General features: G+C 61.0%; 18 protein-coding genes and 1 tRNA gene. 5 read left to right on the top strand and 14 right to left on the bottom strand.

The features are described 5' to 3' along the window. Positions 1 to 44: 44 nt before the first annotated feature. From H3U89_RS06480 to rpoZ, 4 genes are all read right to left on the bottom strand, one after another. The gene (locus H3U89_RS06480; RefSeq protein WP_198180087.1) at positions 45 to 749 is read right to left on the bottom strand and encodes an HAD family hydrolase; all 705 of its coding nucleotides are present in this window, start codon (positions 747 to 749) and stop codon (positions 45 to 47) included. A 101-nt stretch (positions 750 to 850) separates the two neighbouring features. Further along, positions 851 to 3,154 carry a primosomal protein N' gene (locus H3U89_RS06475; protein WP_198180089.1) on the bottom strand — a complete coding sequence of 768 codons (2,304 nt, stop codon included), beginning with the start codon at positions 3,152 to 3,154 and terminating at the stop codon, positions 851 to 853. A gap of 92 nt (positions 3,155 to 3,246) precedes the next feature. Next, a complete protein-coding gene (metK, locus tag H3U89_RS06470) occupies positions 3,247 to 4,467 on the bottom strand; it encodes a methionine adenosyltransferase (protein WP_198180091.1) in 1,221 nt (406 codons plus the stop codon). A 61-nt stretch (positions 4,468 to 4,528) separates the two neighbouring features. Next, a complete protein-coding gene (gene rpoZ, locus H3U89_RS06465) occupies positions 4,529 to 4,813 on the bottom strand; it encodes a DNA-directed RNA polymerase subunit omega (protein WP_015022131.1) in 285 nt (94 codons plus the stop codon). 178 nt (positions 4,814 to 4,991) lie between these two features. Between rpoZ and ilvD the strand changes: the two genes are divergently transcribed. After that, entirely contained in the window at positions 4,992 to 6,851 is a 1,860-nt protein-coding gene (gene ilvD / locus H3U89_RS06460) for a dihydroxy-acid dehydratase (RefSeq protein ID WP_045935555.1), read from the top strand. 75 nt (positions 6,852 to 6,926) lie between these two features. Here the strand turns inward: ilvD and gmk are convergent, their stop codons facing one another. The 10 genes from gmk to H3U89_RS06410 form a co-directional block, all read right to left on the bottom strand. Beyond that, positions 6,927 to 7,550 carry a guanylate kinase gene (gmk, locus tag H3U89_RS06455; protein WP_198180587.1) on the bottom strand — a complete coding sequence of 208 codons (624 nt, stop codon included), beginning with the start codon at positions 7,548 to 7,550 and terminating at the stop codon, positions 6,927 to 6,929. 97 nt (positions 7,551 to 7,647) lie between these two features. Continuing rightward, the gene (carB, locus tag H3U89_RS06450; RefSeq protein ID WP_198180101.1) at positions 7,648 to 11,022 is read right to left on the bottom strand and encodes a carbamoyl-phosphate synthase large subunit; all 3,375 of its coding nucleotides are present in this window, start codon (positions 11,020 to 11,022) and stop codon (positions 7,648 to 7,650) included. After that, entirely contained in the window at positions 11,015 to 12,244 is a 1,230-nt protein-coding gene (carA, locus tag H3U89_RS06445) for a glutamine-hydrolyzing carbamoyl-phosphate synthase small subunit (protein ID WP_198180109.1), read from the bottom strand. Before carA ends, carB begins: the two co-directional genes overlap by 8 nt. Before the next feature lie 196 nt (positions 12,245 to 12,440). Further along, positions 12,441 to 13,145: a transcription antitermination factor NusB gene (nusB, locus tag H3U89_RS08555; protein ID WP_198180111.1), complete on the bottom strand. Its 705-nt coding sequence runs from the start codon at positions 13,143 to 13,145 to the stop codon at positions 12,441 to 12,443. Positions 13,146 to 13,167: 22 nt separating this feature from the next. Continuing rightward, entirely contained in the window at positions 13,168 to 13,731 is a 564-nt protein-coding gene (gene efp / locus H3U89_RS06435; protein WP_015022137.1) for an elongation factor P, read from the bottom strand. Positions 13,732 to 13,967: 236 nt separating this feature from the next. Further along, positions 13,968 to 15,167 carry an elongation factor Tu gene (gene tuf / locus H3U89_RS06430; protein ID WP_198180113.1) on the bottom strand — a complete coding sequence of 400 codons (1,200 nt, stop codon included), beginning with the start codon at positions 15,165 to 15,167 and terminating at the stop codon, positions 13,968 to 13,970. Between the two features lie 195 nt (positions 15,168 to 15,362). Continuing rightward, complete coding sequence (gene fusA, locus H3U89_RS06425; protein ID WP_198180115.1) at positions 15,363 to 17,489, bottom strand: elongation factor G; 2,127 nt, start codon at positions 17,487 to 17,489, stop codon at positions 15,363 to 15,365. Between the two features lie 26 nt (positions 17,490 to 17,515). Next, positions 17,516 to 17,986, bottom strand: a complete 471-nt coding sequence (gene rpsG, locus H3U89_RS06420; protein WP_015022140.1) for a 30S ribosomal protein S7 — start codon at positions 17,984 to 17,986, stop codon at positions 17,516 to 17,518. A 3-nt stretch (positions 17,987 to 17,989) separates the two neighbouring features. Next, on the bottom strand, positions 17,990 to 18,361 hold the full coding sequence (gene rpsL / locus H3U89_RS06415; protein ID WP_198177476.1) for a 30S ribosomal protein S12: 372 nt from the start codon (positions 18,359 to 18,361) through the stop codon (positions 17,990 to 17,992). A gap of 587 nt (positions 18,362 to 18,948) precedes the next feature. Then, positions 18,949 to 19,317, bottom strand: a complete 369-nt coding sequence (locus H3U89_RS06410) for a DUF488 domain-containing protein (protein WP_198180117.1) — start codon at positions 19,315 to 19,317, stop codon at positions 18,949 to 18,951. Between the two features lie 112 nt (positions 19,318 to 19,429). On the opposite strand from H3U89_RS06410, the gene H3U89_RS06405 reads away from it, so the two are divergent. The 4 genes from H3U89_RS06405 (at position 19,430) to H3U89_RS06390 (ending at position 21,641) form a co-directional block, all read left to right on the top strand. Continuing rightward, positions 19,430 to 20,428, top strand: coding sequence for a YwiC-like family protein (locus H3U89_RS06405; protein ID WP_198180119.1), 999 nt, complete (start codon positions 19,430 to 19,432; stop codon positions 20,426 to 20,428). Beyond that, complete coding sequence (locus H3U89_RS06400) at positions 20,425 to 21,000, top strand: DNA-deoxyinosine glycosylase (RefSeq protein ID WP_198180121.1); 576 nt, start codon at positions 20,425 to 20,427, stop codon at positions 20,998 to 21,000. Before H3U89_RS06405 ends, H3U89_RS06400 begins: the two co-directional genes overlap by 4 nt. Continuing rightward, complete coding sequence (locus tag H3U89_RS06395; protein WP_198180123.1) at positions 20,990 to 21,448, top strand: ASCH domain-containing protein; 459 nt, start codon at positions 20,990 to 20,992, stop codon at positions 21,446 to 21,448. The genes H3U89_RS06400 and H3U89_RS06395 overlap by 11 nt, the downstream gene beginning before the upstream one ends. Positions 21,449 to 21,568: 120 nt before the next feature. Further along, a tRNA-His gene (locus tag H3U89_RS06390) sits at positions 21,569 to 21,641 on the top strand. Positions 21,642 to 22,104: the final 463 nt, after the last annotated feature.

Below are 22,104 nucleotides of genomic sequence, written 5' to 3'. Positions count from 1 at the left end.
TAGGCAATCTCCTTTTCATCCGACGACTTCGGACCTCCGCGCCTTCACCGAACCTGAGGAATGTTCACCCCTGCCTCGATCAGAGCGGTGCGCAGTCCATAGGGGTCACTGAATCGCAGGCTGCGGATGCCGGCCTTGTTGGCACCGACTACATTCATACCCTTGTCATCCACAAAGAGGGTCCTGTCAGCCTGGATTCCGAACTGATCCAGGGCATAGCGGTAAATGGCCGGGTCGGGTTTGCGCATGTGGATGGGCCCGGAGACCACCACCCCGTCCAGCCTATGCAGGAAGGAGTCGCCGTCCCAGGCGTAATGGAAGAGCTCTGTGCCCCAGTTGGTCAACCCCCATACACCCAAGCCTGCCGCCTTCAGATCATCCACCAGCATGCGGGCACCGGGCACCGGGCCGGTCAGCGAATCGACGAAGTGGTCACAGTAGTAGGCGAACATGTCATCCCAGGGTGACCCGCATTCGGCGGCCACCCAGTCACGGGCCTGGGCGCAGGTGGCTCCGCCGTCCATCATGTTGTTGGCCCGGTAGAAGCCGGAACGGTTGTCGTCCAGCAGGGCTTCGATGCTCCCGCGCCCGTATCGGGCCACCATGGCCATCTCGGGCTGCCAACGAATCAGGACGTTGCCGAAGTCGAAGATGACCTGCTCAATGGGCTGACCCTGGGCCTGAGCTGCTTCCTGCCCAGCCTGGATCACATCTGCCTCAACCCGGATCTCGCCCGGCCATCCCTTCATGGCTCTCCGCCTTTCCTGAGTTCGTTCTTATACACCTTTGACTGCGTTCCCTCATGAAACCACGTCGCATAGACCCCCTGCATATCCGCCTGGAGCCCCAATCAGGTCAGATCCTTGGGATCCATCCGGAAGCGCAGCTCTCCTCGCCCACGGCCGGCCACGTACTTGGCCTGAGCCTGCTTGAGATCATCAGCCAGCTTGTCCCGGCGGCTGGTGGGCACCCGAACCAGGGCTCGGACCCTGTCCTGGGTTCCCTCCAGATAGCCGGCTTTCAGCGTGGATGGTGCCGGTATGGGCACAGGCCCAAGCAGGGCAGGAACAGGCTCAGGACCAGCATCCGTCACAGCCTCCTGACCTGGCGCAATCCCGACGGCGTCCAACATCCAGACGACGGCCTCCCTTTCGCCCCAGATTGCAGCCATGCCGACCGCAGGGGGCATGGCGGTCAGCCGACGGTCCTCCAAATCGGCGGCGGCCAACACCGGCCCCTGCCAGGTCATCAGCGCCTGGGCCAGCTGAGGATCGCACTCCCCCAGCAGGAGCACCTGACCTCCCTGTGCCCGGGAGCGGCAGAAGGAGGCCACGCGCATCCAGGCTCCCAGGGTGTCCATACGAGCATCGACGCCAGGGGCATACAGGCTGGTCCAAGCGTCAAGAATGGCCACGGCACGGTATCCTCGCGACAACCGAGGCAGATGCGAATCGCCAGTGTCTGTATTGTTGCCATCGACGCCCGAACCAACCACCCTGGGCTCGGCGCCCGGGGTGGCGATGACCAGACAGGGACGATCCTGTACACGCTCGACCACCCCACGGGGTTGGCTGGGCGAAGAGATGACGATGGGCACGTTTCTGAAGAGCATGCGCAGCTCCTGGGCCGTCCCGGCGGCACCTACCCTGACCACCCGAAGCCGTGAGCTCCCGCAATCCGGGCAGGACCAGTCCGTAGCCGCAGCCCCGCACCAGGCGCATCGCGGCGCGCCAGGCCGCCTGGCCCGCAGGGGTCCGGTGCAACGCGGGCAACGAGCCTGATGATGGCAGCGAGCGCAACTCAGGCTCTCGAAAATGCCGTCCTGAGGAATGGACAGCAAAACCGGGCCACGCTCCAAGGCTTTGTTGATAACAGCGACAGCGGTATGAGGAACCCGGGCGCCCATGGTCGGGTCGGCCAGATGGCTCAGTTCCTCCCGGTTCAGCCAGCGAATCCAAGGCTGTAGGGTCGTCACCGCAGGCCGGTCAAGCGTCAAAGCGGTGCCTGGACCGGTCACGCCAGAGTCTGCTTCGGCAGCCTCGGGCAGACTCTCCCAGTGGGAACGCACACTTCTGGCACGGGCCATGGCCAGGAAGACGCCGCCATGGGCACGCGCCCGCAGCCTCAACACCCCACGGGCGTTGGCGTATGGCATCATCCCGTCGGCATACTGGTAGCTGGCATCGTCCATCAGAGCGAAGAGGGCTGGACCCTCCACCGGGGCGTACATCGTAGCCCGCAGCCCGATGGCGCAGCGGACCTGACCGGAAGCCAGGGCAAGGTAGGCCCTGTAGCGCTCGGCAGGAGCCATGCCGCTGTCCAGAATGGCGAAATCCCCGGACCAGCCGCGCGCCTCCTGTTGGCCAGGACCTGCGGTGACAGAAGGGCCAAAGGGGCGCAACCCAAGTTGCTGGAGGACTGCAGACAGGTGGACCACCTGACGGGTGCCCGGCAACACCATAACCGCCGATCGGCCGGCCAGCAGGGCGGCTATCAGCACCCTGGCAGCCAGCAGGGCGGCCTGGTCCATGCCAGGCAGAATGTCAGCCAAAAAGGCGGCGAAGACATCATCCTCCAGTGATTGATCCAGATGCTCCAGCCCCTGATAGCCCGGATCAATCCGCTGTTTCATATCCTTGTGTCGCTGGGCCAGCCCGGCCACCCAGGCGGGGTCGGACGCCAATCGGGGCTGACCGGGAACCAGCTGCTGCTCCTTGTCGATACGCGCCACACGAGGGGGAAGGGCCAGCCGCAGAATGTTGGCCTCGGTGCCCCCATAGGCTCTGGCGATGGCAGTGATGTCCGCGCGCAGGGAAGGTGAGATCAGGCTGCGATCCAGCACCACCCGCTCCAGGAAACGCAGGGAGGCGCGGGGAACCTGGCTGTCTGCCACGCGTTCCCAGATGATGCCGTTGACCCTGCGCGCTCCGAACCGGACGCGAACCAGGCATCCTGGCTGTGCATGATCGTCCTGGTCGGCATCCACCAGATAATCGAAGGTCCCGCCCAGATGAGTGGCCTGCACGTCCAGCACCACCCGTGCCACAGGAAGTTCATCGGCCGGGCGGCGGGGAGGCTTCCTTCGACTGCTGCTCGAACGACGGCGTGGGGCAAGACCATCCAGGGCGGGCTGACTGACGGCCTGCGAATCCATGGCTGCTCCCCTCGCTTTCACAATTAAGAGAACCACGGCGGATTCCCCGGTCGACGACCTGGAAACCCACCGTGGCTCTTGACGAACAGCTACTACCTGGTCATGCCGATGGCGGCCTTGAGCTCGCCCACCTTGTCCACCTGCTCCCAGGTGAAGTCGGGGTCCTCCCGGCCGAAGTGCCCATAGGCTGCAGTCTTGGCATAGATGGGTCTCAACAGATTCAGCTCGTCGATGATGGCAGCAGGCCGCAGGTCGAAGACCTCGCGTACAGCCTCCTGGATCCGCTCCCGGCTGACCCCCTGCTCGGTGCCATAGGTCTCCACGTTGACGCTGACCGGATCGGCTACGCCAATGGCATAGGCCACCTGGACCTCGACCCTGTGCGCCAGTCCAGCGGCCACGATGTTCTTGGCCACCCAACGCGCGGCGTAGGCAGCGGACCGGTCGACCTTGCTGGGATCCTTGCCGGAGAAAGCGCCGCCTCCATGATGGGCCGCACCGCCATAGGTGTCCACGATGATCTTGCGACCGGTCAGTCCTGCGTCAGCCGCAGGGCCGCCCAGAATAAAGGAACCGGTCGGATTGACCAGCACCCGGTAGCCCTGGTGCTCGACGGCCTTGCCGCAGACGCGATCCAGCACGGGCGTGATGACATGCTCCATCAACTGCTCCTGCAGCCAGTCATGACCCACCTCGGGATCGTGCTGAGTGGAGATGAGGACCGTGTCCACCCGGCGGGGACGGTCATCCTGATCGTATTCGATGGTGACCTGGGTCTTGCCGTCGGGCCGCAGATGGGGGATGATCCCCTCCTTGCGAACCTGTGCCAGCCGGAAGGCCAGCTGATGGGCCAGATAGATGGGCAGGGGCATGAGCGTGTCGGTCTCATCACAGGCGTACCCGAACATGACGCCCTGGTCGCCGGCCCCCTGGGACTGGTAACGTTCCTCACGGGTGGCAGCACTTTCCTGACTGGCCGACAGCCGTTCCACACCCTGGTTGATTTCCTTGCTCTGCTCGCTCAGAGCCACGGTCACGCCGCAGGAATCCGCGTCCAGACCAATTTCCGACGATGTGTAGCCGATCCTGCGCAGCACCGACCGGACCTGGGACTGAATGTCCGTATAGCCCTGGGATGAGACCTCTCCGAAGACGAAGAAGAGGCCCGTGGCCGCCGAGGTCTCCACAGCCACATGCGAGTGCGGATCCTGGGCGATCAGATCGTCCAGGATGGCATCGGAAATCTGGTCGCAGACCTTGTCTGGATGGCCCTCGGTCACTGATTCAGCCGAAATCAGCCGTCGCTCTGTCATTTCATTCACCTTTGTCTAGAAACCGTCACCGCCCGAGAACCCCGCACTGAGAGTCGAAGGTTCAGTTGCCTTCGCTCAGATCGTCCTCGCCCAGGGTCTCCTCAAGCAGTCCCTCGTTGATTTCGCGGAAGGCGATGGACAGGGGCTTCTCCTGGTTCTGGTACTCGACCAGTGGGCCGACGTTCTGCAGCAGGCCCTCGTTGAGCTGTGTGAAATAGGAATTGATCTGACGGGCCCGCTTGGCCGCGAAGATAGAGAGCGCATACTTCGAATCGGCGTGCTTCATGAGATCGTCGATGGGAGGATTCGCAAATCCCTGCGGATGGGGCTCGGTACCGAATGCCATAAGATGTTTCTCCAATTCAACTGGATGAACCATTCATTCAATCTGAATGATTTTACCGCCCGGGCTCGATTTTAGCCTCGGATGCTTCTCTGCCGGAAAAAGCAGGGTGAAAAGACCGAAAGTTCCAACATGTGGTCATGATCAACCCGTTGATGCCCACGATCACTTGAATAAAACTATGCAGATGCGATCAGCCAAGTTGATGAAGGAACGAGAGTTCGCGGGCGCCCGTGCTCTCTATCGTGCCGCTGGCGTCAAGGGTGAGGACTTCGGCAAGCCCATCGTGGCCATCGCCAATTCCTTCTCCGAATTCGTGCCCGGCCACGTCCACCTGAACAAGGTGGGGCGTCTGGTCTCCAAAGCCGTCAAGGAAGCGGGAGGCATCCCCCGCGAGTTCAACACCATCGCCGTGGACGACGGCATCGCCATGGGTCATACCGGCATGCTCTACTCTCTGCCCAGCCGTGACCTGATAGCTGATGCCGTGGAGTACTCGGTCAACGCCCACTGCGCCGATGCCCTGATCTGCATTTCCAACTGTGACAAGATCACCCCCGGCATGCTCATGGCCGCTCTGCGTCTGAACATCCCCACGGTCTTCGTCTCCGGCGGCCCCATGGAGGCCGGACGTACCGTCATGCCCGACGGGACGGTTCAAGAGAGCACCGATCTGATCGACGTCATGTACGCCTCGGCGGATGACAGCATCGATGATGCGGGTCTGCTGGCCCTGGAGAAGACGGTCTGCCCAACCTGTGGTTCCTGCGCTGGCATGTTCACCGCCAATTCCATGAACTGCCTGACCGAGGCCATGGGTCTGGCCCTGCCCGGAAACGGCACCACCCTGGCCTCGCACACAGCGCGGAAGATGCTCTTCGAGCGGGCCGGCAAGCTGGTTGTCGAGATCGCCAACCGGTACTACCAGGATGACGACGACTCGGTCCTGCCACGTTCCATCGCCACCAAGAAGGCCTTCGAAAACGCCATGACCATGGATGTGGCCATGGGCGGATCGACCAACACCGTCCTGCACATCCTGGCCGCCGCACAGTCGGCGGATGTGGACTTCACCCTGGACGACATCGAGCGCATCTCCCACACGGTCCCCTGCATCTGCAAGGCTTCTCCCTCCGGAGACTGGGAGATATCCGACGTCCACCGGGCCGGCGGCATCTGCGGCATCCTGGGCGAGCTGGACCGTGGCGGGGTCCTTCACCAGGACACGCATTCCATCGACTACCCGGACCTGGAGTCCAAGCTCAACGACTGGGACATCATGCGACCCACCTGCCTGGACGAAGCTAAGGAACTCTATCACGCAGCTCCTGGACACATCACCTCCCCCGAGCCCTTCAACCAGTCCAAGGAGTGGGAGGACCTGGACACCGACCGTGTCAACGGCGCCATTCACGACCTGGATCACCCGGCCGTCTCCGAAGGCGGCCTGGCCATACTGCGAGGCAATCTGGCCCCCGATGGCTGCGTGGTCAAGACCGCAGGCGTGCCCAAGGAAATCTGGAACTTCCGCGGACCGGCCCTGGTGGTCGAATCGCAGGAACAGGCCGTGGAGGTCATACTCAACGGCACCCTGCACAAGGGTCAGGCCCTGGTCATCCGTTACGAGGGACCCAAGGGCGGACCAGGCATGCAGGAGATGCTCTACCCCACTTCATTCGTCAAGGGCAAGGGCATCGGCAAGGACGTGGCCCTGCTGACCGACGGCCGCTACTCCGGCGGCTCATCTGGTCTGGCCATCGGCCATATCGCTCCCGAAGCAGCCAACAAGGGCCCAATCGCCCTGATCCGCAACGGCGACATGATCCGCATCGATATCCCCAACCGGCGTGTAGACGTCGAGCTGAGCGATGAGGAACTCGCCCAGCGCCGCGCAGAGCTGGAGGCCGGTGAAGGTTATGTGGCCCACAGGGACCGCAAGGTCTCCCTGGCGCTGAAGGCCTACGCCGCCTTCGCCCGCTCGGCAGACAAGGGCGCAACCCGCGACCCGGATCTGATCAACCAACTTTCGGGTCTGGACTGATAGACCAAAATCCCCCAATCGGGCTCTCACTCGATTGGGGGATTTTTTGCCTCTTCTGAAATAAAGGCCAGGTGCTCAGAGACCGTATTCCTTGGCGATTACCTCCCAGAGCGCCTGGGCTGCCTTATCCACGCTGTCGTTGACTATGACCTGGTCGAACTGATCCTCTGAGGCCAGTTCCACCTTGGCGGTCTCCAGCCTGCGGGCCCGCTGCTCCTCATTTTCGGTTCCCCGCATGTTCAGCCTGGTGACCAGGTCCTGGAATGATGGCGGTGCCAGGAAGACGTAGAACACTTCCAGGCCCAGCTCCCCCGCCCGTTGGCGGACACGATGCGCCCCCTGCAGATCAATCTCCAGAATCGTGGGCACCCCTGCCGCCAAATGATTCAGAACCGGCTGCAGCGGGGTGCCGTAGTGGGACATGCCGTGGACCAGGGCAGTCTCCAGAAAGTCTCCGGCGGCCTCCCTGCGGGCAAACTCCTGCTCATCCATGAACCAGTAGGTGATGCCGTCCTTTTCGCCCGGACGCGGTGCCCGAGTGGTGGCCGAGACGGAGACCCAGACCTCCGGATGGGCATGGCGCAGGGCCGCCTCCACAGTGCCCTTGCCTACGGCCGTGGGCCCCGTCAGCACGATCAGCCGGCCGCCCGCCTTCCCTGGATCTCCGGTCTGTTCCTCCGAAGAGTCCTGACTCGACATGTCGGCACCGTTGATCGCTGACACGGCCACTTCCTTTCCTAAAGGTCATCCTCCGGCATATCCGGACCGGAATATGGGTCAATCATATAGCCAGTACCTACCTGGCCTTCTCCAGCTCCAGCAGTCGGGCCGCGTGTTCCTGGATGCTCATGACCTCGTAGTCGTCCTTTTTGACCACGTCAATGGCCATCAGGGCGGCTGAGAATTCGGTGATGGTGGTGAACTGCGGCAGATCAGCGGCTATGGCGGCCACCCGGATCAGATAGCCATCGGAGCGCGAACCCCTGGAGCTGGGTGTGTTGAGGATCATGTCGATGGCCCCTTCCTCAATAAGCTGGACAGGATTGCGGCCCATGTGTTTGACCCCGTCCGAATCCGTGAAAGCCCGACCCTGCTCTTCGCCATCGCTGATCTTGTCTACAACGGCCACGTCGAAGCCGTACCGACGCAGGACAGAGGCCGTGCCACTGGTGGCGCAGATGCTGAAGCCCTGCTCCAGCAGACGGGCGGCTAGCATGGGCAGCTGGCGCTTGTCCGTGTCATTGACCGACAGGAAAGCGACCCCACCGGTGGGCAATCCTCCCTGGTAGGCGGCCAGCTGGCTCTTGGCGAAGGCGTGCGGAAAGTCCCGATCGAAGCCCATGACCTCTCCGGTGGAGCGCATCTCCGGGCCCAACAGGATATCCACGGTCCGACCAACCGGTGTGCGGAAGCGCTTGAAGGGCAGAACCGACTCCTTGACCGCCACAGGCTGGCCGACGCGGACCATGCCACCGTCGCCGACAGGCAGGAGCAGACCATTGGCTCGTTGTTGGGCGATGGACTCCCCCACCATGATCCGTGCCGCGGCCTTGGCCAGTGCCGTACCCGTGGCCTTGGAGGCGAAGGGGACGGTCCGGGATGCGCGGGGATTGGCCTCGATCACATAGAGGGTGTTGGCCATGAAGGCATACTGAACATTGATCAGTCCCTGGACCCCGCAGCCTTGGGCTATAGCCAGGGTGGCCTGCCGCAGCCGATTGATCTGGTCGTCGGAGAGGGTCGAAGGCGGCAGGGTGCAGGCCGCATCACCGGAGTGGACCCCGGCCTCCTCCACATGCTCCATGATTCCGCCGATGTAGAGCTCCTGCCCGTCATAGAGGGCATCCACGTCTATTTCGATGGCGTCCTGGAGGAACTTGTCAATCAGCAGGGGCGAGGGCAGGCGGCCAGAGACCACCGTATCAGCCTTGGCCTCATCCAGGGCGCGATCCACGTAGGTGGCCAGCTGCTGGTCGTCGTAGACGATCTCCATACCTCGTCCGCCAAGCACGTAGGAGGGCCTGACCAGAACCGGGTAACCGATGGCATGGGCTGCCTTCTTGGCCTCATCCAGAGAAAGGGCGGTGCCGTACCGTGGAGCGTTCAAGTGCTCCTTGCTGAGCACCTGACCGAAGAGCTCGCGGTTCTCGGCCAGGTCGATGGACTCGGGACTGGTGCCAAGGATGGGCACCCCGGCCGCCTTAAGCCTGGCCGCTAGGGACAGGGGCGTCTGACCGCCCAGCTGAACAATGACCCCCTTGACCGGTCCCATGGCCTTTTCGGCCCGGTAGATCTCCAGAACGTCCTCGAAGGTCAGCGGCTCGAAATAGAGCCTGTCCGACATGTCATAGTCGGTGGAGACCGTCTCGGGATTGCAGTTGACCATGATGGTGTCATAGTCCTTGCCCAGCTCCTGGACGGCGTGCACGCAGGTGTAATCGAACTCGACCCCCTGGCCGATCCGGTTGGGGCCCGAGCCCAGGATGATGACCGCCTCGCGTTGACGGGGTCGTAGCTCGGACTCGTCGGCGTAGCAGGAGTAGTAGTAGGGCGTTACTGCATCAAACTCGGCTGCGCAGGTGTCCACAGTCTTGTAGACAGGATGAAGACCGAAGGCCCAGCGCAGCTCCCTGACGACCGCCTCACCCTGGTCGCCCATACCGCGCAGGTGAGCGATTTGCAGATCGCTTAGTCCCGATTGCTTGGCCCGGCGCAGCAGGTCCTCGTCCAGGACCTCGGACTGGCGCACCTGAAGGGCCAACTCGTTGATCATGCTGATCTGCTCCAGGAACCAGGGGTCGATCCTGGTGGACTGATGGACCTGCTCCACGGTGGCTCCGCCCCAGAAGGCCCGCTGGATCTGCAGGTAGCGGTGCTCGGTGGGAGTGTGCATGGCCTCCAGCAGCTGGTTCGTCTCGGCCTGGTCGGGCCGGGGGCCATCCCAGGAGAAGGTCATGTGCCGCTTGTCGATGGAGCGCATGGCCTTGCCCAGGGACTCGCGGAAGTTGCCGGCCAGGGCCATGGCCTCGCCTACGGACTTCATCGAGGTGGTCAGGGTCGGGTCGGCCCCGGGGAACTTTTCGAAGGTGAAGCGCGGGATCTTGGTGACCACGTAATCGATGGTCGGTTCGAAGGAGGCAGGGGTTGAGCGGGTGATGTCGTTCTCAATCTCATCCAGGGTGTATCCCAGGGCCAGCTTGACCGCAATCTTGGCAATGGGGAAACCGGTGGCCTTGGAAGCCAGAGCCGAGGAGCGCGAAACACGCGGGTTCATTTCGATGACGATGATCCGGCCGTTCTTGGGATTGACGGCGAACTGGATGTTGCAGCCGCCCGTATCCACCCCCACACCGCGGATGATGGCGATGCCGATGTCGCGCATGCGCTGATACTCCCGGTCGGTCAGGGTGAAGACCGGGGCCACGGTGATGGAGTCGCCGGTGTGCACGCCGACCGGGTCTACATTCTCAATGGGGCAGACCACGACCACATTGTCCAGGCGGTCGCGCATGAGCTCAAGCTCATACTCCTTCCACCCCTCGATGCCTTCCTCCAGGAGGATCTCATCGGTGGGCGAATAATGGATGCCGGCGCCGGCGATCCGCCTCAGCTCCTCGCGATCATGGGCGATGCCCGAGCCCAAGCCGCCCATGGTGAAGGAGGGACGAACAACCAGGGGGTAGCCCAGTTCGGCGGCTACTGCTTCGGCCTCATCCAGGCTGTGGGCAATGCGGGACTTGGCCGACTCGGCGCCGGCCTGGTCCACCACCTGCTTGAAGAGCTCGCGGTCCTCTCCCCTGTCGATGGCCTCCAGCGAAGCGCCGATCAGCTCAACCCCGTAGCGCTCCAGCACGCCAGCCTTGCCCAGCTCCACGGCAGCGTTCAGAGCGGTCTGGCCGCCCAGGGTAGGCAGCAGCGCATCAGGCCGCTCCTTGGCAATGATCCGCTCCAGGAAGGGCAGGGCGATGGGTTCTATGTAGGTGGCATCAGCCATCTCGGGGTCCGTCATGATGGTGGCGGGATTGGAATTGACCAGGATGACACGAATCCCCTCTTCGCGCAACACCCGGCAGGCCTGGGTCCCCGAATAGTCGAACTCGGCCGCTTGCCCGATGACGATGGGCCCCGAGCCGATAACCATGACCGAATGGATGTCCTGCCGCTTAGGCATGTGCCTTCCCTTCCCTGGCGTCCTGCATCAAAGTGACGAACCTGTCAAACAGATAGGAGGCATCATGCGGACCAGCCGCCGCCTCCGGATGGTATTGAACGGAAAAGGCCGGAATGTCCAGACACTCCAGACCCTCGACCACGCCGTCGTTGAGATCGACATGGGAGACTCGGACACGGCCATATCGGCCTTCACCATAGGGCGAGGGCACTGGGTCTCCCTTGGGTGCCTTGACTGCGAATCCGTGATTATGGGCGGTGATCTCAACCTTGCCAGTGCTGAGATCCATGACCGGCTGATTGATGCCGCGATGACCGAATTTCAGCTTGTAGGTCTCGAAGCCCAGGGCACGGCCCAGAAGCTGGTTGCCCAGGCAGATGCCGAAGAATGGCAGTCCGGCATCCAGAACCTGCCTGAGGAGCGACACCTCCTCGTCTGCAGTCGATGGGTCGCCTGGACCGTTGGAGAAGAAAACCCCGTCAGGCCGCAGGGCCTGTATCTGCTCGATGGTGGTGTCGACGGGAAGTACGTGGACCCTGCACCCGCGCTCAGCCAGCCTGTGAGGGGTCATGGACTTGATTCCCAAATCCACCGCCGCCACCGTGCAGACAGGCTCTTTCGCCTGACGGTCTCCGACTGGTTCGACGATATAGGACCTGTGCGTGCTGACCTCGCCGGTCAGATGGGATCCGCTCATCTTGGGGGCCGAACGGACCTGGTCAAGGAGTTCCTGCATGGTCCTGGGCCTGCCGCCGTCGTTGAGCATTGGGTCCGGGCCTGAAAAAATACCGGCCCGCATGACACCTGCAGAACGCAAGTGTCGCACGAGCCGGCGGGTGTCTATGTGACTGATACCGACGATGCCCTGATCGACCAGCTGGTCATGGAGACTGCCCCGGGCCCGCCAGTTGCTGACGTTGGGGCTGGGTTCCCGGACTACATACCCTGCCACCCAGATCCTGTCTGACTCCCCGTCCTGGTCATTGACGCCGGTATTACCGATGTGGGGGAAGGTCTGCACAACGATCTGCCGAGCATAGCTAGGATCCGTCAGGGTTTCTTGATACCCAGTCATTCCGGTCGAGAAAACAATTTCACCTATGGTAGTGCCCACCGCTCCGAAGGCTCTCCCCACATACACTTCCCCATCCTCAAGGATGAGCAAGGCACGATTGGAGAAACGGCTATCGGAGGTGATGGTGTTGGTGTCTTTCAGGTTCACCGAACCCCCTTGATTACCGCGGATATTCGCACCCATATTAATGACCCCCATGGATTATGCCGGCAGACCCAGCCAAAAAATGGTTGGTCAAATCTTCCTGGATAGACTGCAGGTCAACCAGTCCGAATAGGGCAAAAGGCCGACCTGATGCCCTAATAGTTAGCGGGCATCGGTCGGCCTTTATCCGAATCATTGCTCAGTTGCCTGAAGGACGATCTACATCGGAGGTCAGTTCCTCCGGCAGGGTCAGTTTCAGCTGGTCCAAGCTGGGGGCCGACTGATCAACAGTATGGTCAGGAACCTGACCGGATTCCCCTCCTTCAGATCCACTCGCTGCCGATTCCGCCTCGCTGTCAGCATGGGCGTCCTCGGAGGAAACGGGCTCGGAGGTTACGACCTCTCCTTTTGCTTTATCCGATTCATCATCTGAAACATCTGCATCGGCCTCGGCATCAGCCAGGGCAGCGATCCGATCGGCTTGCTCACGACGAGCCTGATGCTCATCCTTCTCCTGCTCCAGGGCGCTGAGAACGCCGTGGATGAAGGAGGGAGCATCGGCATCCGAAAGTGTCTTGGCCAAGGACAGGGCCTCATCGATGGCCACCTTGTCAGGAACCTCAGGGTTGTAGAGCATCTCCCAGGCAGCGATACGCAGAATGTTGCGGTCAATGGCATGCATCCGGCTCAGCGGCCATCGGGTGGAATGGGTTTGCAAAGCCTCATCGATATCTCGACGATGCTCTGCCACACCCTCGACGATGGTCACCGCATAAGCAGGCAGAGGTGTCTGAGCCCCAGGCCGAACCTTGCGCTCTTCCAACAGGGAAAGGAAATCCTGGCTCTTCTCATCGGCCTCATACAGGGTATTCAAGGCCCGCTTGCGGGCTGTGGAACGTGCCATGGATGTGTGGTTTCCGCCTGACTCAGTTCTCGCGGCCCAGGTAAGAGCCGTCGCGGGTGTCCACCTTGACCTTCTCGCCCTCGCCTACGAAGAGGGGCACCTGAATCTCGGCCCCGGTCTCCACAGTCGCAGGCTTGGTGCCGGCGTTGGAGCGGTTGCCCTGCACGCCAGGCTCGGTTGCAGTCACGGTCAGCACCACGGATGCAGGCAGCTCCACGGACAGTGGGTTGCCGTCATGGAAGCTGATGATGCAATCTGTGCCCTCAAGCAGGAAGCGCTCCTGGTCGCCGACCAGGGCCTCGGGGATGTTGACCTGCTCGTAGGTGTTCATGTCCATGAAGACGAAGGAGTCGCCGTCACGGTAGGAGTACTGCATGGTCCGGTTGTCGACGGTCTCGAAGTCCATCTTCATGCCCGCATTGAAGGTGCGGTCCACGATCTTGCCTGAAAGGACGTCCTTGATAGTCGTGCGCACAAAGGCCGGCCCCTTGCCCGGCTTGACGTGCTGGAACTTGATGACGGTCCAAAGCTTGCCGTCCAGGTTGATGACCGATCCGTTCTTGATGTCGTTGGAAGTCTGTGCCACCTTGATACCACCTCATTCTGATGAACGTTCCTTCGGAGGGCTCCTGGCCATCTGCCGAAAGCACCGGGCCACACAGGATCCGGCCCGCTCGCGATAAATCCTTGCCTATTATGCCACGGCGCATGAACACCGGGGCTGGTCCGGCGGCGAAGCCTGCCGGATATGGGCGGGGCCCGGAATCACAGAAAGGATTCCGGGCCCCGTCATTGGATCGTGTCGACAAGCGACAGGCAATCCTACTCGATGATCTTGGTGACTCGACCTGAGCCGACCGTGTGGCCGCCTTCACGAACAGCGAAGGTCAGGCCCTCCTCCATGGCGACGGGCTGAATCAGCTCGACGGAGAAGGTGGCGTGATCGCCGGGCTGAACCATCTCCACGCCCTCGGGCAGGGTGATGACGCCGGTAACGTCGGTGGTCCGGAAGTAGAACTGCGGACGGTAGTTGGAGAAGAACGGCGAGTGGCGTCCACCCTCGTCTTTGGTCAGCACGTAGACCTCGCCCTCGAACTTGTGGTGAGGGGTCACGGTGCCGGGAGCGGCCACGACCTGGCCACGCTCGACGTCCTCACGGCCGATACCGCGCAGCAGCAGACCGGTGTTGTCGCCAGCCTCGGCCTCGTCCATCTGCTTGTGGAAGGTCTCGATGGAGGTGACGGTGGTGGACTGGGTGTCCCGCAGGCCGATAATCTCCACATTGGTGTTCACGGGCAGCTTGCCACGCTCGACACGACCGGTCACCACAGTGCCACGACCGGAGATGGTGAAGACATCCTCGATGGGCATCAGGAAGGGCTTGTCCAGGTCGTGGACAGGGGTGGGGATGTAGTCGTCGACGGCATCCATGAGGTCCTTGATGGTCTGAACCCACTTGTCGTGGTCAGGGGCATCGTCATGCAGGGCGCCATAGGCGGAGGTGCGAATGACGGGGCAGTCGCGGTCGAAGCCGTTCTCGTCCAGCAGATCGCGGACTTCCTCCTCGACCAGCTCGATCAGCTCTTCATCGTCGACCATGTCGCACTTGTTCAGGGCGACCAGGATCTTCGGCACGCCGACCTGGCGGGCCAGCAGCACGTGCTCACGAGTCTGGGCCATGGGGCCGTCAGTGGCGGCGACCACCAGGATGGCGCCATCCATCTGAGCAGCGCCGGTAATCATGTTCTTGACGAAGTCGGCGTGCCCGGGGCAGTCCACGTGGGCGTAATGGCGCTTGGCGGTCTGGTACTCGATGTGCGCGATGTTGATGGTGATGCCGCGCTCCTTCTCCTCAGGAGCAGCATCGATCTGAGCGAAATCGTACTCGGGGTTGACGTCCGGGTACTCCTCATGCAGCACCTTGGAGATGGCCGCGGTCAGGGTGGTCTTGCCGTGATCGACGTGGCCGATGGTGCCAATGTTAACGTGCGGCTTGGTCCGCTCGTACTTTTCCTTTGCCATTGTGTTTTGTCCTCCTGGACGTCTCGTAGGTTGCCTGCGCGAACCACGCACAGAGCACTCGCTACATATTACTGGGTTATCGGGTTCTTTGCCACTTTTGCCCTCCGCCCAGTCAGCGCTACAAGAGTGTAACGCCGACTTGTGACAGAAGAGCCTTTTTGCAGGGGCCCGCCGTGGCGGCGGGCCGAACCAGCCTTACTCGCCTCGCTGGGCCTTGATGATCTCGTCGCTGACGGTCTTGGGAACCTCAGCGTAGGAGTCCATCTGCATGGTGAACATGGCGCGTCCCTGGGTCTTGGACCTGAGGTCGCCAATGTAGCCGAACATCTCCGACAGGGGCACCTTGGCGTCGATGACCTTGACGCCGGTGGCGTCTGTCATTGACTGGATGGAGCCACGACGGGAGTTGATGTCACCCATGACGTCGCCCATGTACTCCTCGGGAGTACGGACCTCGACAGCCATGATGGGCTCGAGGATGACGGGCTTGGCCTTGGGAGCAGCCTCCTTGAAGCACATGGAGCCGGCGATCTTGAAGGCCATCTCCGAAGAGTCGACCTCGTGGATCTGGCCATCGGTCAGGGTCGCCTTGACACCCACGACCGGGAAGCCTGCCAGCACACCGGACTCCATGGCCTCCTGCACACCAGCATCGACCGAGGGAATGAACTCCTTGGTGATGTGGCCGCCGGTGACCTTGTTCTCGAAGATGTAGGATTCGCCCTCGGAAGTGTCCAAGGGCTCGAAGTTCATGAGCACCTTGGCGAACTGGCCGGAACCACCAGTCTGCTTCTTGTGGGTGTACTCCTGGTTCATGACGGGCTTACGGATGGTCTCGCGGTAAGCCACCTGGGGCTTGCCCACGTTGCACTCCACATGGAACTCGCGGCGCATGCGGTCCACCAGGATGTCCAGCTGGAGCTCGCCCATGCCGGAGATCAGGGTCTGGCCGGACTCCTCGTCCGTCTTGACCTGGAAGGTGGGATCCTCCTCGGAGAGCTTCTGCAGGGCGATGCCCATCTTCTCCTGGTCGGCCTTGGTCTTGGGCTCCACGGCCACCTCGATCACAGGATCGGGGAAGGTCATGGATTCCAGCACCAGCGGCGCCTTCTCGTCGCACAGGGTGTCACCGGTGGTGACGTTCTTGAGTCCGACGAAGGCGTATATGTTGCCTGCGATGGCCTCGTCGACCGGATTCTCCTTGTTGGAGTGCATCTGGAAGAGCTTGCCTACGCGCTCCTTCTTGTCCTTGGTGGAGTCCAGGACGGTATCGCCCTGGGCCACCTTGCCGGAGTAGACACGCACATAGATCAGCTTGCCATAGAAGGGGTGGGTGGCCACCTTGAAGGCCAGGGCCGAGAAGGGCTCGTCCACGGTGGGCTTGCGATCGATTTCGACGGACTCGTCGCCGATCTTGTAACCCTTGATGGCCGGCACGTCCTCGGGGCTGGGCAGGTAGTCCACGACCGCATCCAGCATGGGCTGCACGCCCTTGTCCTTGAAGGCGGATCCGCAGAAGACCGGGAAGGCCGACTGCTCGATGGTCATCTTGCGCACAGCGGTGCGAATCTCCTGCTGGGAGATCTCCTCGCCGCCCAGGTACTTCTCCAACAGGTCCTCGTCCGACTCGGCCACGGCTTCGAGCAGCTCGGTGTGGTACTGCTCGGCCTTGTCCTTGAGGTCGTCGGGGATCTCGATGGTGTCGTACTTGGCGCCCAGGTCGGCTTCGTCCTTCCAGTAGTAGGCCACCATGCGCACCAGGTCGACCACGCCGTGGAAGTCGCTCTCAGCGCCGATAGGCAGCTGCATGACCAGCGGCTTGACGCCCAGCTTGTCCTTGATGGTGTCCACCGAATAGTAGAAGTCGGCGCCCAGCTTGTCCATCTTGTTGATGAAGCAGATACGGGGCACGCCATACTTGTCGGCCTGACGCCAGACGGTCTCGGACTGGGGCTCCACGCCCTCCTTGCCGTCGAACACCGCCACAGCGCCATCGAGCACACGCAGGGAGCGCTCCACCTCGGCGGTGAAGTCCACGTGGCCGGGGGTGTCGATGATGTTGATCTGGTAGCGGTCCTCAGGATCGTGGGACTGGCGGTTCCAGAAGGCTGTAATGGCGGCGGAGGTGATCGTGATACCACGTTCCTTCTCCTGGTCCATCCAGTCCATGGTGGAGGCGCCATCGTGGGTCTCGCCGATCTTGTAGTTGACGCCGGTGTAGTAGAGGATACGCTCGGTCGTCGTTGTCTTGCCGGCATCGATGTGGGCCATGATGCCGATGTTGCGGACCTTGGTCAGGTCCGTGAGCACGTCTTGTGCCATAATTCCTTGTTCTCGCTCTCTTGGGATTACCAGCGATAGTGGGCGAACGCCTTGTTGGCCTCGGCCATCTTGTGGGTGTCCTCGCGGCGCTTGACCGCTGCACCCAGGCCGTTGGAGGCATCAAGGATCTCGTTGGCCAGCCGCTCCGACATGGTCTTCTCACGACGGGCGCGGCTGTAATCGGTCAGCCACCGCAAAGAGAGCGTATTGGCGCGGTTAGGCTTGACCTCGACAGGGACCTGGTAGGTGGCACCGCCGACACGACGGCTGCGGACCTCCAGGCTGGGACGAATGTTGTCCAGGGCGCGCTTGAGCACGGCCACGGGCTCCTGGTCGGTCTTCTCCTTGACCTGCTCCAGAGCGGTGTAGACGATGTTCTCAGCGATGGACTTCTTGCCGTCCAGCAGGATCTTGTTGATCAGCTGGGCCACCACGGTGGAACCGTAGATGGGATCGGGCAGGAGCTGGTGCTTTTTAGCTGGTCCTTTGCGTGACATGTGTTACTTGGCCTTCTTTGCTCCATACAGGGAACGGCCCTGCTTGCGATCCTTGACTCCCTGGGTATCCAGTGCACCGCGCACGATGTGGTAGCGCACGCCGGGCAGATCCTTGACACGTCCGCCGCGTACCAGCACGATGGAGTGCTCCTGCAGGTTGTGGCCCTCGCCGGGGATGTAGGCTGAAACCTCAATGCCGGAGCTCAGACGGACACGGGCAACCTTCCGCAGAGCCGAATTCGGCTTCCTGGGGGTGGTGGTGTAGACACGGGTGCACACACCGCGACGCAGCGGGCTGCCCTTGAGTGCCAAAGTCTTCGACTTGCGAGGCTTGGCCTTGCGCCCTTTGCGGACGAGCTGTTCAATTGTTGGCAACTGACTCTCTCCGATTCCTTCGATGAACTTGTCTTCGTTTGCACTGCGAGACCGCCGCACCGCAGCCGCAGTCGCTCCAACGAGGAGAGATCAGCCACTGTCCACCGGCCCGATGGCCCCTAATCCTCCTGCCGGGCATTGCTGCCTGCACTCTTCGGATTCGGGGATATCCCGACAAGCTCACCTGTGACATAAGGCGTGCTGTCGGCACACACGATGAAAAGTATATCACCCGGACGGACATGGCCACGTTTTGCACTCGGAAGTATGCTCTGGGCTTTGCTCACTGTGGTACCGCACCGGAACCGTCAATAGGAAAGGCTTGGAAGAGATCTGTAACAAATCCTTACGCATACCCGTATTCATGGAGTTGCATACTTGTATCCATAGATTAATAATCGGGTATCCGCCTATAACAGCTCCCTAATATATAGGTGTCTATATAGGTGTCGGAAAATGCATAACTCAATCAGTAAATATCGATGCCGGAAACATAGCTGCCGGTGTCCGGGGACGTAAGTGTCGGCATCCGGTGACACAAATGTCATTGTCCGGTTGTGATCTGGAATTTGTGGATGGCCAGCCGTCTACCTGTCTTCCTTCTCAAGAGCCTGCCGAATGTAGTCGCGCAGAATCAGGGCATGGTTGACGGCTGGATCCTTGGCCGCATAGACCAGTGTCGTCCGGTCGTGTTCGCGCACAATGCTCAACAGATCCTCCAAGGCAGGATTGTCATCCAGCTCAGTACGGTACCGGCGGGCGAAGTCCTCGAAGCGCTCAGGATCATGGTGCCACCAGCGTCGCAGGTCCGGACTGGGTGCGACATCCTTGAGCCAGCCGGACAGGGCTGCCCGCTCCTTGCTGACGCCACGTGGCCAAAGCCTGTCGACCAGGATGCGGACCCCGTCCTCGTCGGCGGCCTGCTCGTATACGCGCTTGATATCCACCTGACCCATCATCTGCCTCCTGAAACCAGGAACCCGAGTGATTCATATCTCCTTGGACCATGATATTGACCGAATCGGCATTACGGAAGAGGCAGTGACAGCCATACCGGGGCGTAGGCTGATGAGTATGCTTACAGACGCAGACAAGGGCAAGGCCGCCGGGTCGAACGGCAGCAGACCAAACCCTCAAGCCCGCAGATCGGCAGAATCGACCGGATCAGGATCCAAGGGACGACAGTGGCGGCGGCTATGGATACCCGACCAGATAGGCGGCTGGGCCATGGCCTTGATGCCGGGCCTAGCCGGTCTGCTGATCGGAGGCCCGACCTGGAGGGGTCTGCTGCTCATGGTCGCCTGGGCCTTCTGCTACTGCTTTGAGTTCACCGGCTCGCGATGGATGGTCTCGCACCGGGCTGCCAGATTCGCACCACCAGCTCTGGGTTACGCCCTGCTCACGGCCGTGACCGGACTGATCCTATTGGTCGGCACCCCTGGGCTTCTGCGATGGGCCCCGCTCTACCTGGTGCTGGGCGTGCTGAACTTTGCCGCCGCCTGGATGCGTGCAGAGCGCTCCTGGTGGAACGATACGGTAGTCGTGATTGCGGCCTGCACGCTCTGTCTGATCGCTGTCTCCCTGGGGTCACGATTCCAGAAGCCCGGACCAGGACTGGAAGGTGCCAACGCCGGCTACTTCGGGTGCCAGCCGAATCCTGCTGTGGACTGCTTCGCCAGCGGATTCCTGCCAAGCGCCGCCCTGCCATCGATCGGAGTCGTCAGTGCAGCTGTATTCGCTGTGACCCAGTTCGGTTCGGTCATCTTCGTCAAGACCATGATCCGCGAGCGCGGCAAGACCTGGTGCTACCTGCTTTCGCTGGCTTGGAACCTGGCACTCTGCCTGATCGGGGTCGCCATGGTGCACACCGCAGGATGGTGGCCTCTGTTGACCGCTCTGGTTCTGTTGGTGCGCGCGGCCCTGCTGCCTACCATCTCCCGTCGGCGCCGCATTCCCATTTTGTATGTGGGCCTGGTTGAATGCGCAACCAGCCTCCTGGTCTTCATTCTGGTAATTGCACAGGCTGACGTGATGACCGCGTCTCTGACAGGCCTGCTTGGCGCATGACTGCAGGTTCCGTCACACACGTCACCCACGAGTTCGGGCCCATCTGGGATGACCGGTCTCGTGTGCTGATCCTAGGATCCATTCCCAGCCCGAGTTCGCGCGAAGCTGGCTTCTACTACATGTTTCCGCGCAACCGCTTCTGGCCCGTGCTGGCTGCACTCTTCCACCAGCCTGTTCCAGGGCCTGATCCGGCTGTCCGCGCTAGGTTTGCCCTCAATCATTGCATAGCACTCTGGGATGTCATCCAGGAATGTGACATCCACGGTGCCTCCGACGCTTCAATAACCAATGTCGTGCCGACTGACATCGCCGGCTTGCTGGACCGTGCGCCCATAGAAACCATATTCACTACAGGACGCAAAGCCGGTCAGCTTTACCGTCGCTACTGCCTGCCGAATCTGGAGAAGAATGGGTATCGACCGACGATGATCAATCTGCCATCCACCAGTCCCGCCAACGCCGCTATGAGCCTGGCCGATCTGATCAAGGCCTACCAACCCATAAGAAAAGTGCTCGACGACAAAAAGCCTAAGCTTGATAGGCAAGACAACCACAACGACTATGACAAATAGGCAAATACCAACGGTCAAAGCCCAAGATGTTGCGAACCTTCCCAAGGATGAATTCGCCTTCCCCGGTCCAGAACGTGATTGCCTGGTGGAAGCGATCCTGGAGGGGCGCAAAACTACAACGACCAGCCTGATGGCAGAGTTCATTCATAATCATGAGCCACTCCCCGCCGCCGGCCGACGAACGCTTCTGTTGAACTCAGATGACCAGCCAGTTGCCGTCCTCAGATATGCCTCGGTGAGCGTGACCCGACTCGGCCTGGTCAAGCCGCAGCATGTTCTGAATGAAGGAGAAGACTATAAAAGCCTTCCTGAGTGGCGCCAGGCTCATAAGTCCTTCTGGACCTCAGAGAACATGCGACAGGCCCTGGATAATCCGAACTTCACCGTCAACGACCAGACCCTGGTGGTGCTGGAGACTTTTTATGTAGAGGCCATGGTCGTGAACTGAAGGTCCAAAGACAAAGCACTGTCTTTAGGCATGGGTCATATTTCACCGGCGTGCCATGTCATGCCATCGTGTATAGTTTCATCTGTTGCATTGATCCGTGATACGGGTTGATTCACCATGGTGGCTATAGCTCAGTCGGTAGAGCACCTGATTGTGGTTCAGGAGGTCGCGCGTTCGAGCCGCGTTAGCCACCCCGATGTAAAACCCATTATTCATCAATAAGCTATTGTTCCTCGTTTCCTAGATCACAAACCAAAAATAAAATGCGTCTTTTCGCACGTGTCTACCCATACTTCGCAAAGCCAAATCAGCAAGAGCGTCTTCCATTCAAAGATCTTTTTTTTAAAAAAAAATGTGAGTTCTCAGACAAAACTCGGAAGAATCCGTAAACGTTGCGAAGCAACAAGTGTTGATGATCTTACCCTTTGGCCTCCTACCACCTTCAATCCGCAGCATCCTCCTAAAAACAAGGAACATTGTCTAGATAATGCAAAAAATAAGGCAATGTACATGAGCTCAAATAACAATATTACGTACAAGCATGTATTGGTAGGGCACAAGACAAAATCAATTAAAGTCGCTTGTATACGGCAAATCAAATACTGGTAGATATGCCGCTAGCAGGTATTTTCCAAATGACAGTTTTAGCGTTCTTG

Source organism: Bifidobacterium sp. W8104, from assembly GCF_016100735.1.
Classification (GTDB): Bacteria; Actinomycetota; Actinomycetes; order Actinomycetales; family Bifidobacteriaceae; genus Bombiscardovia; species Bombiscardovia choladohabitans.
Note: the sequence above shows the minus strand (reverse complement) of the source record. Positions and strands in the feature narration are given on the sequence as shown.

Excerpts from the sequence above, each read along its gene's own strand:
- H3U89_RS06405 (WP_198180119.1), top strand. The coding sequence starts at position 19,430 with ATGAGTATGCTTACAGACGCAGACAAGGGCAAGGCCGCCGGGTCGAAC.
- fusA (WP_198180115.1), bottom strand. The coding sequence starts at position 17,489 with ATGGCACAAGACGTGCTCACGGACCTGACCAAGGTCCGCAACATCGGC.
- gmk (WP_198180587.1), bottom strand. The coding sequence starts at position 7,550 with ATGTCGAGTCAGGACTCTTCGGAGGAACAGACCGGAGATCCAGGGAAG.
- metK (WP_198180091.1), bottom strand. The coding sequence starts at position 4,467 with ATGACAGAGCGACGGCTGATTTCGGCTGAATCAGTGACCGAGGGCCAT.
- H3U89_RS06400 (WP_198180121.1), top strand. The coding sequence starts at position 20,425 with ATGACTGCAGGTTCCGTCACACACGTCACCCACGAGTTCGGGCCCATC.
- nusB (WP_198180111.1), bottom strand. The coding sequence starts at position 13,145 with ATGGCACGTTCCACAGCCCGCAAGCGGGCCTTGAATACCCTGTATGAG.
- H3U89_RS06395 (WP_198180123.1), top strand. The coding sequence starts at position 20,990 with ATGACAAATAGGCAAATACCAACGGTCAAAGCCCAAGATGTTGCGAAC.
- rpoZ (WP_015022131.1), bottom strand. The coding sequence starts at position 4,813 with ATGGCATTCGGTACCGAGCCCCATCCGCAGGGATTTGCGAATCCTCCC.
- H3U89_RS06475 (WP_198180089.1), bottom strand. The coding sequence starts at position 3,154 with ATGGATTCGCAGGCCGTCAGTCAGCCCGCCCTGGATGGTCTTGCCCCA.
- tuf (WP_198180113.1), bottom strand. The coding sequence starts at position 15,167 with ATGGCAAAGGAAAAGTACGAGCGGACCAAGCCGCACGTTAACATTGGC.
- H3U89_RS06480 (WP_198180087.1), bottom strand. The coding sequence starts at position 749 with ATGAAGGGATGGCCGGGCGAGATCCGGGTTGAGGCAGATGTGATCCAG.
- ilvD (WP_045935555.1), top strand. The coding sequence starts at position 4,992 with ATGCAGATGCGATCAGCCAAGTTGATGAAGGAACGAGAGTTCGCGGGC.
- rpsG (WP_015022140.1), bottom strand. The coding sequence starts at position 17,986 with ATGTCACGCAAAGGACCAGCTAAAAAGCACCAGCTCCTGCCCGATCCC.
- carB (WP_198180101.1), bottom strand. The coding sequence starts at position 11,022 with ATGCCTAAGCGGCAGGACATCCATTCGGTCATGGTTATCGGCTCGGGG.
- H3U89_RS06410 (WP_198180117.1), bottom strand. The coding sequence starts at position 19,317 with ATGGGTCAGGTGGATATCAAGCGCGTATACGAGCAGGCCGCCGACGAG.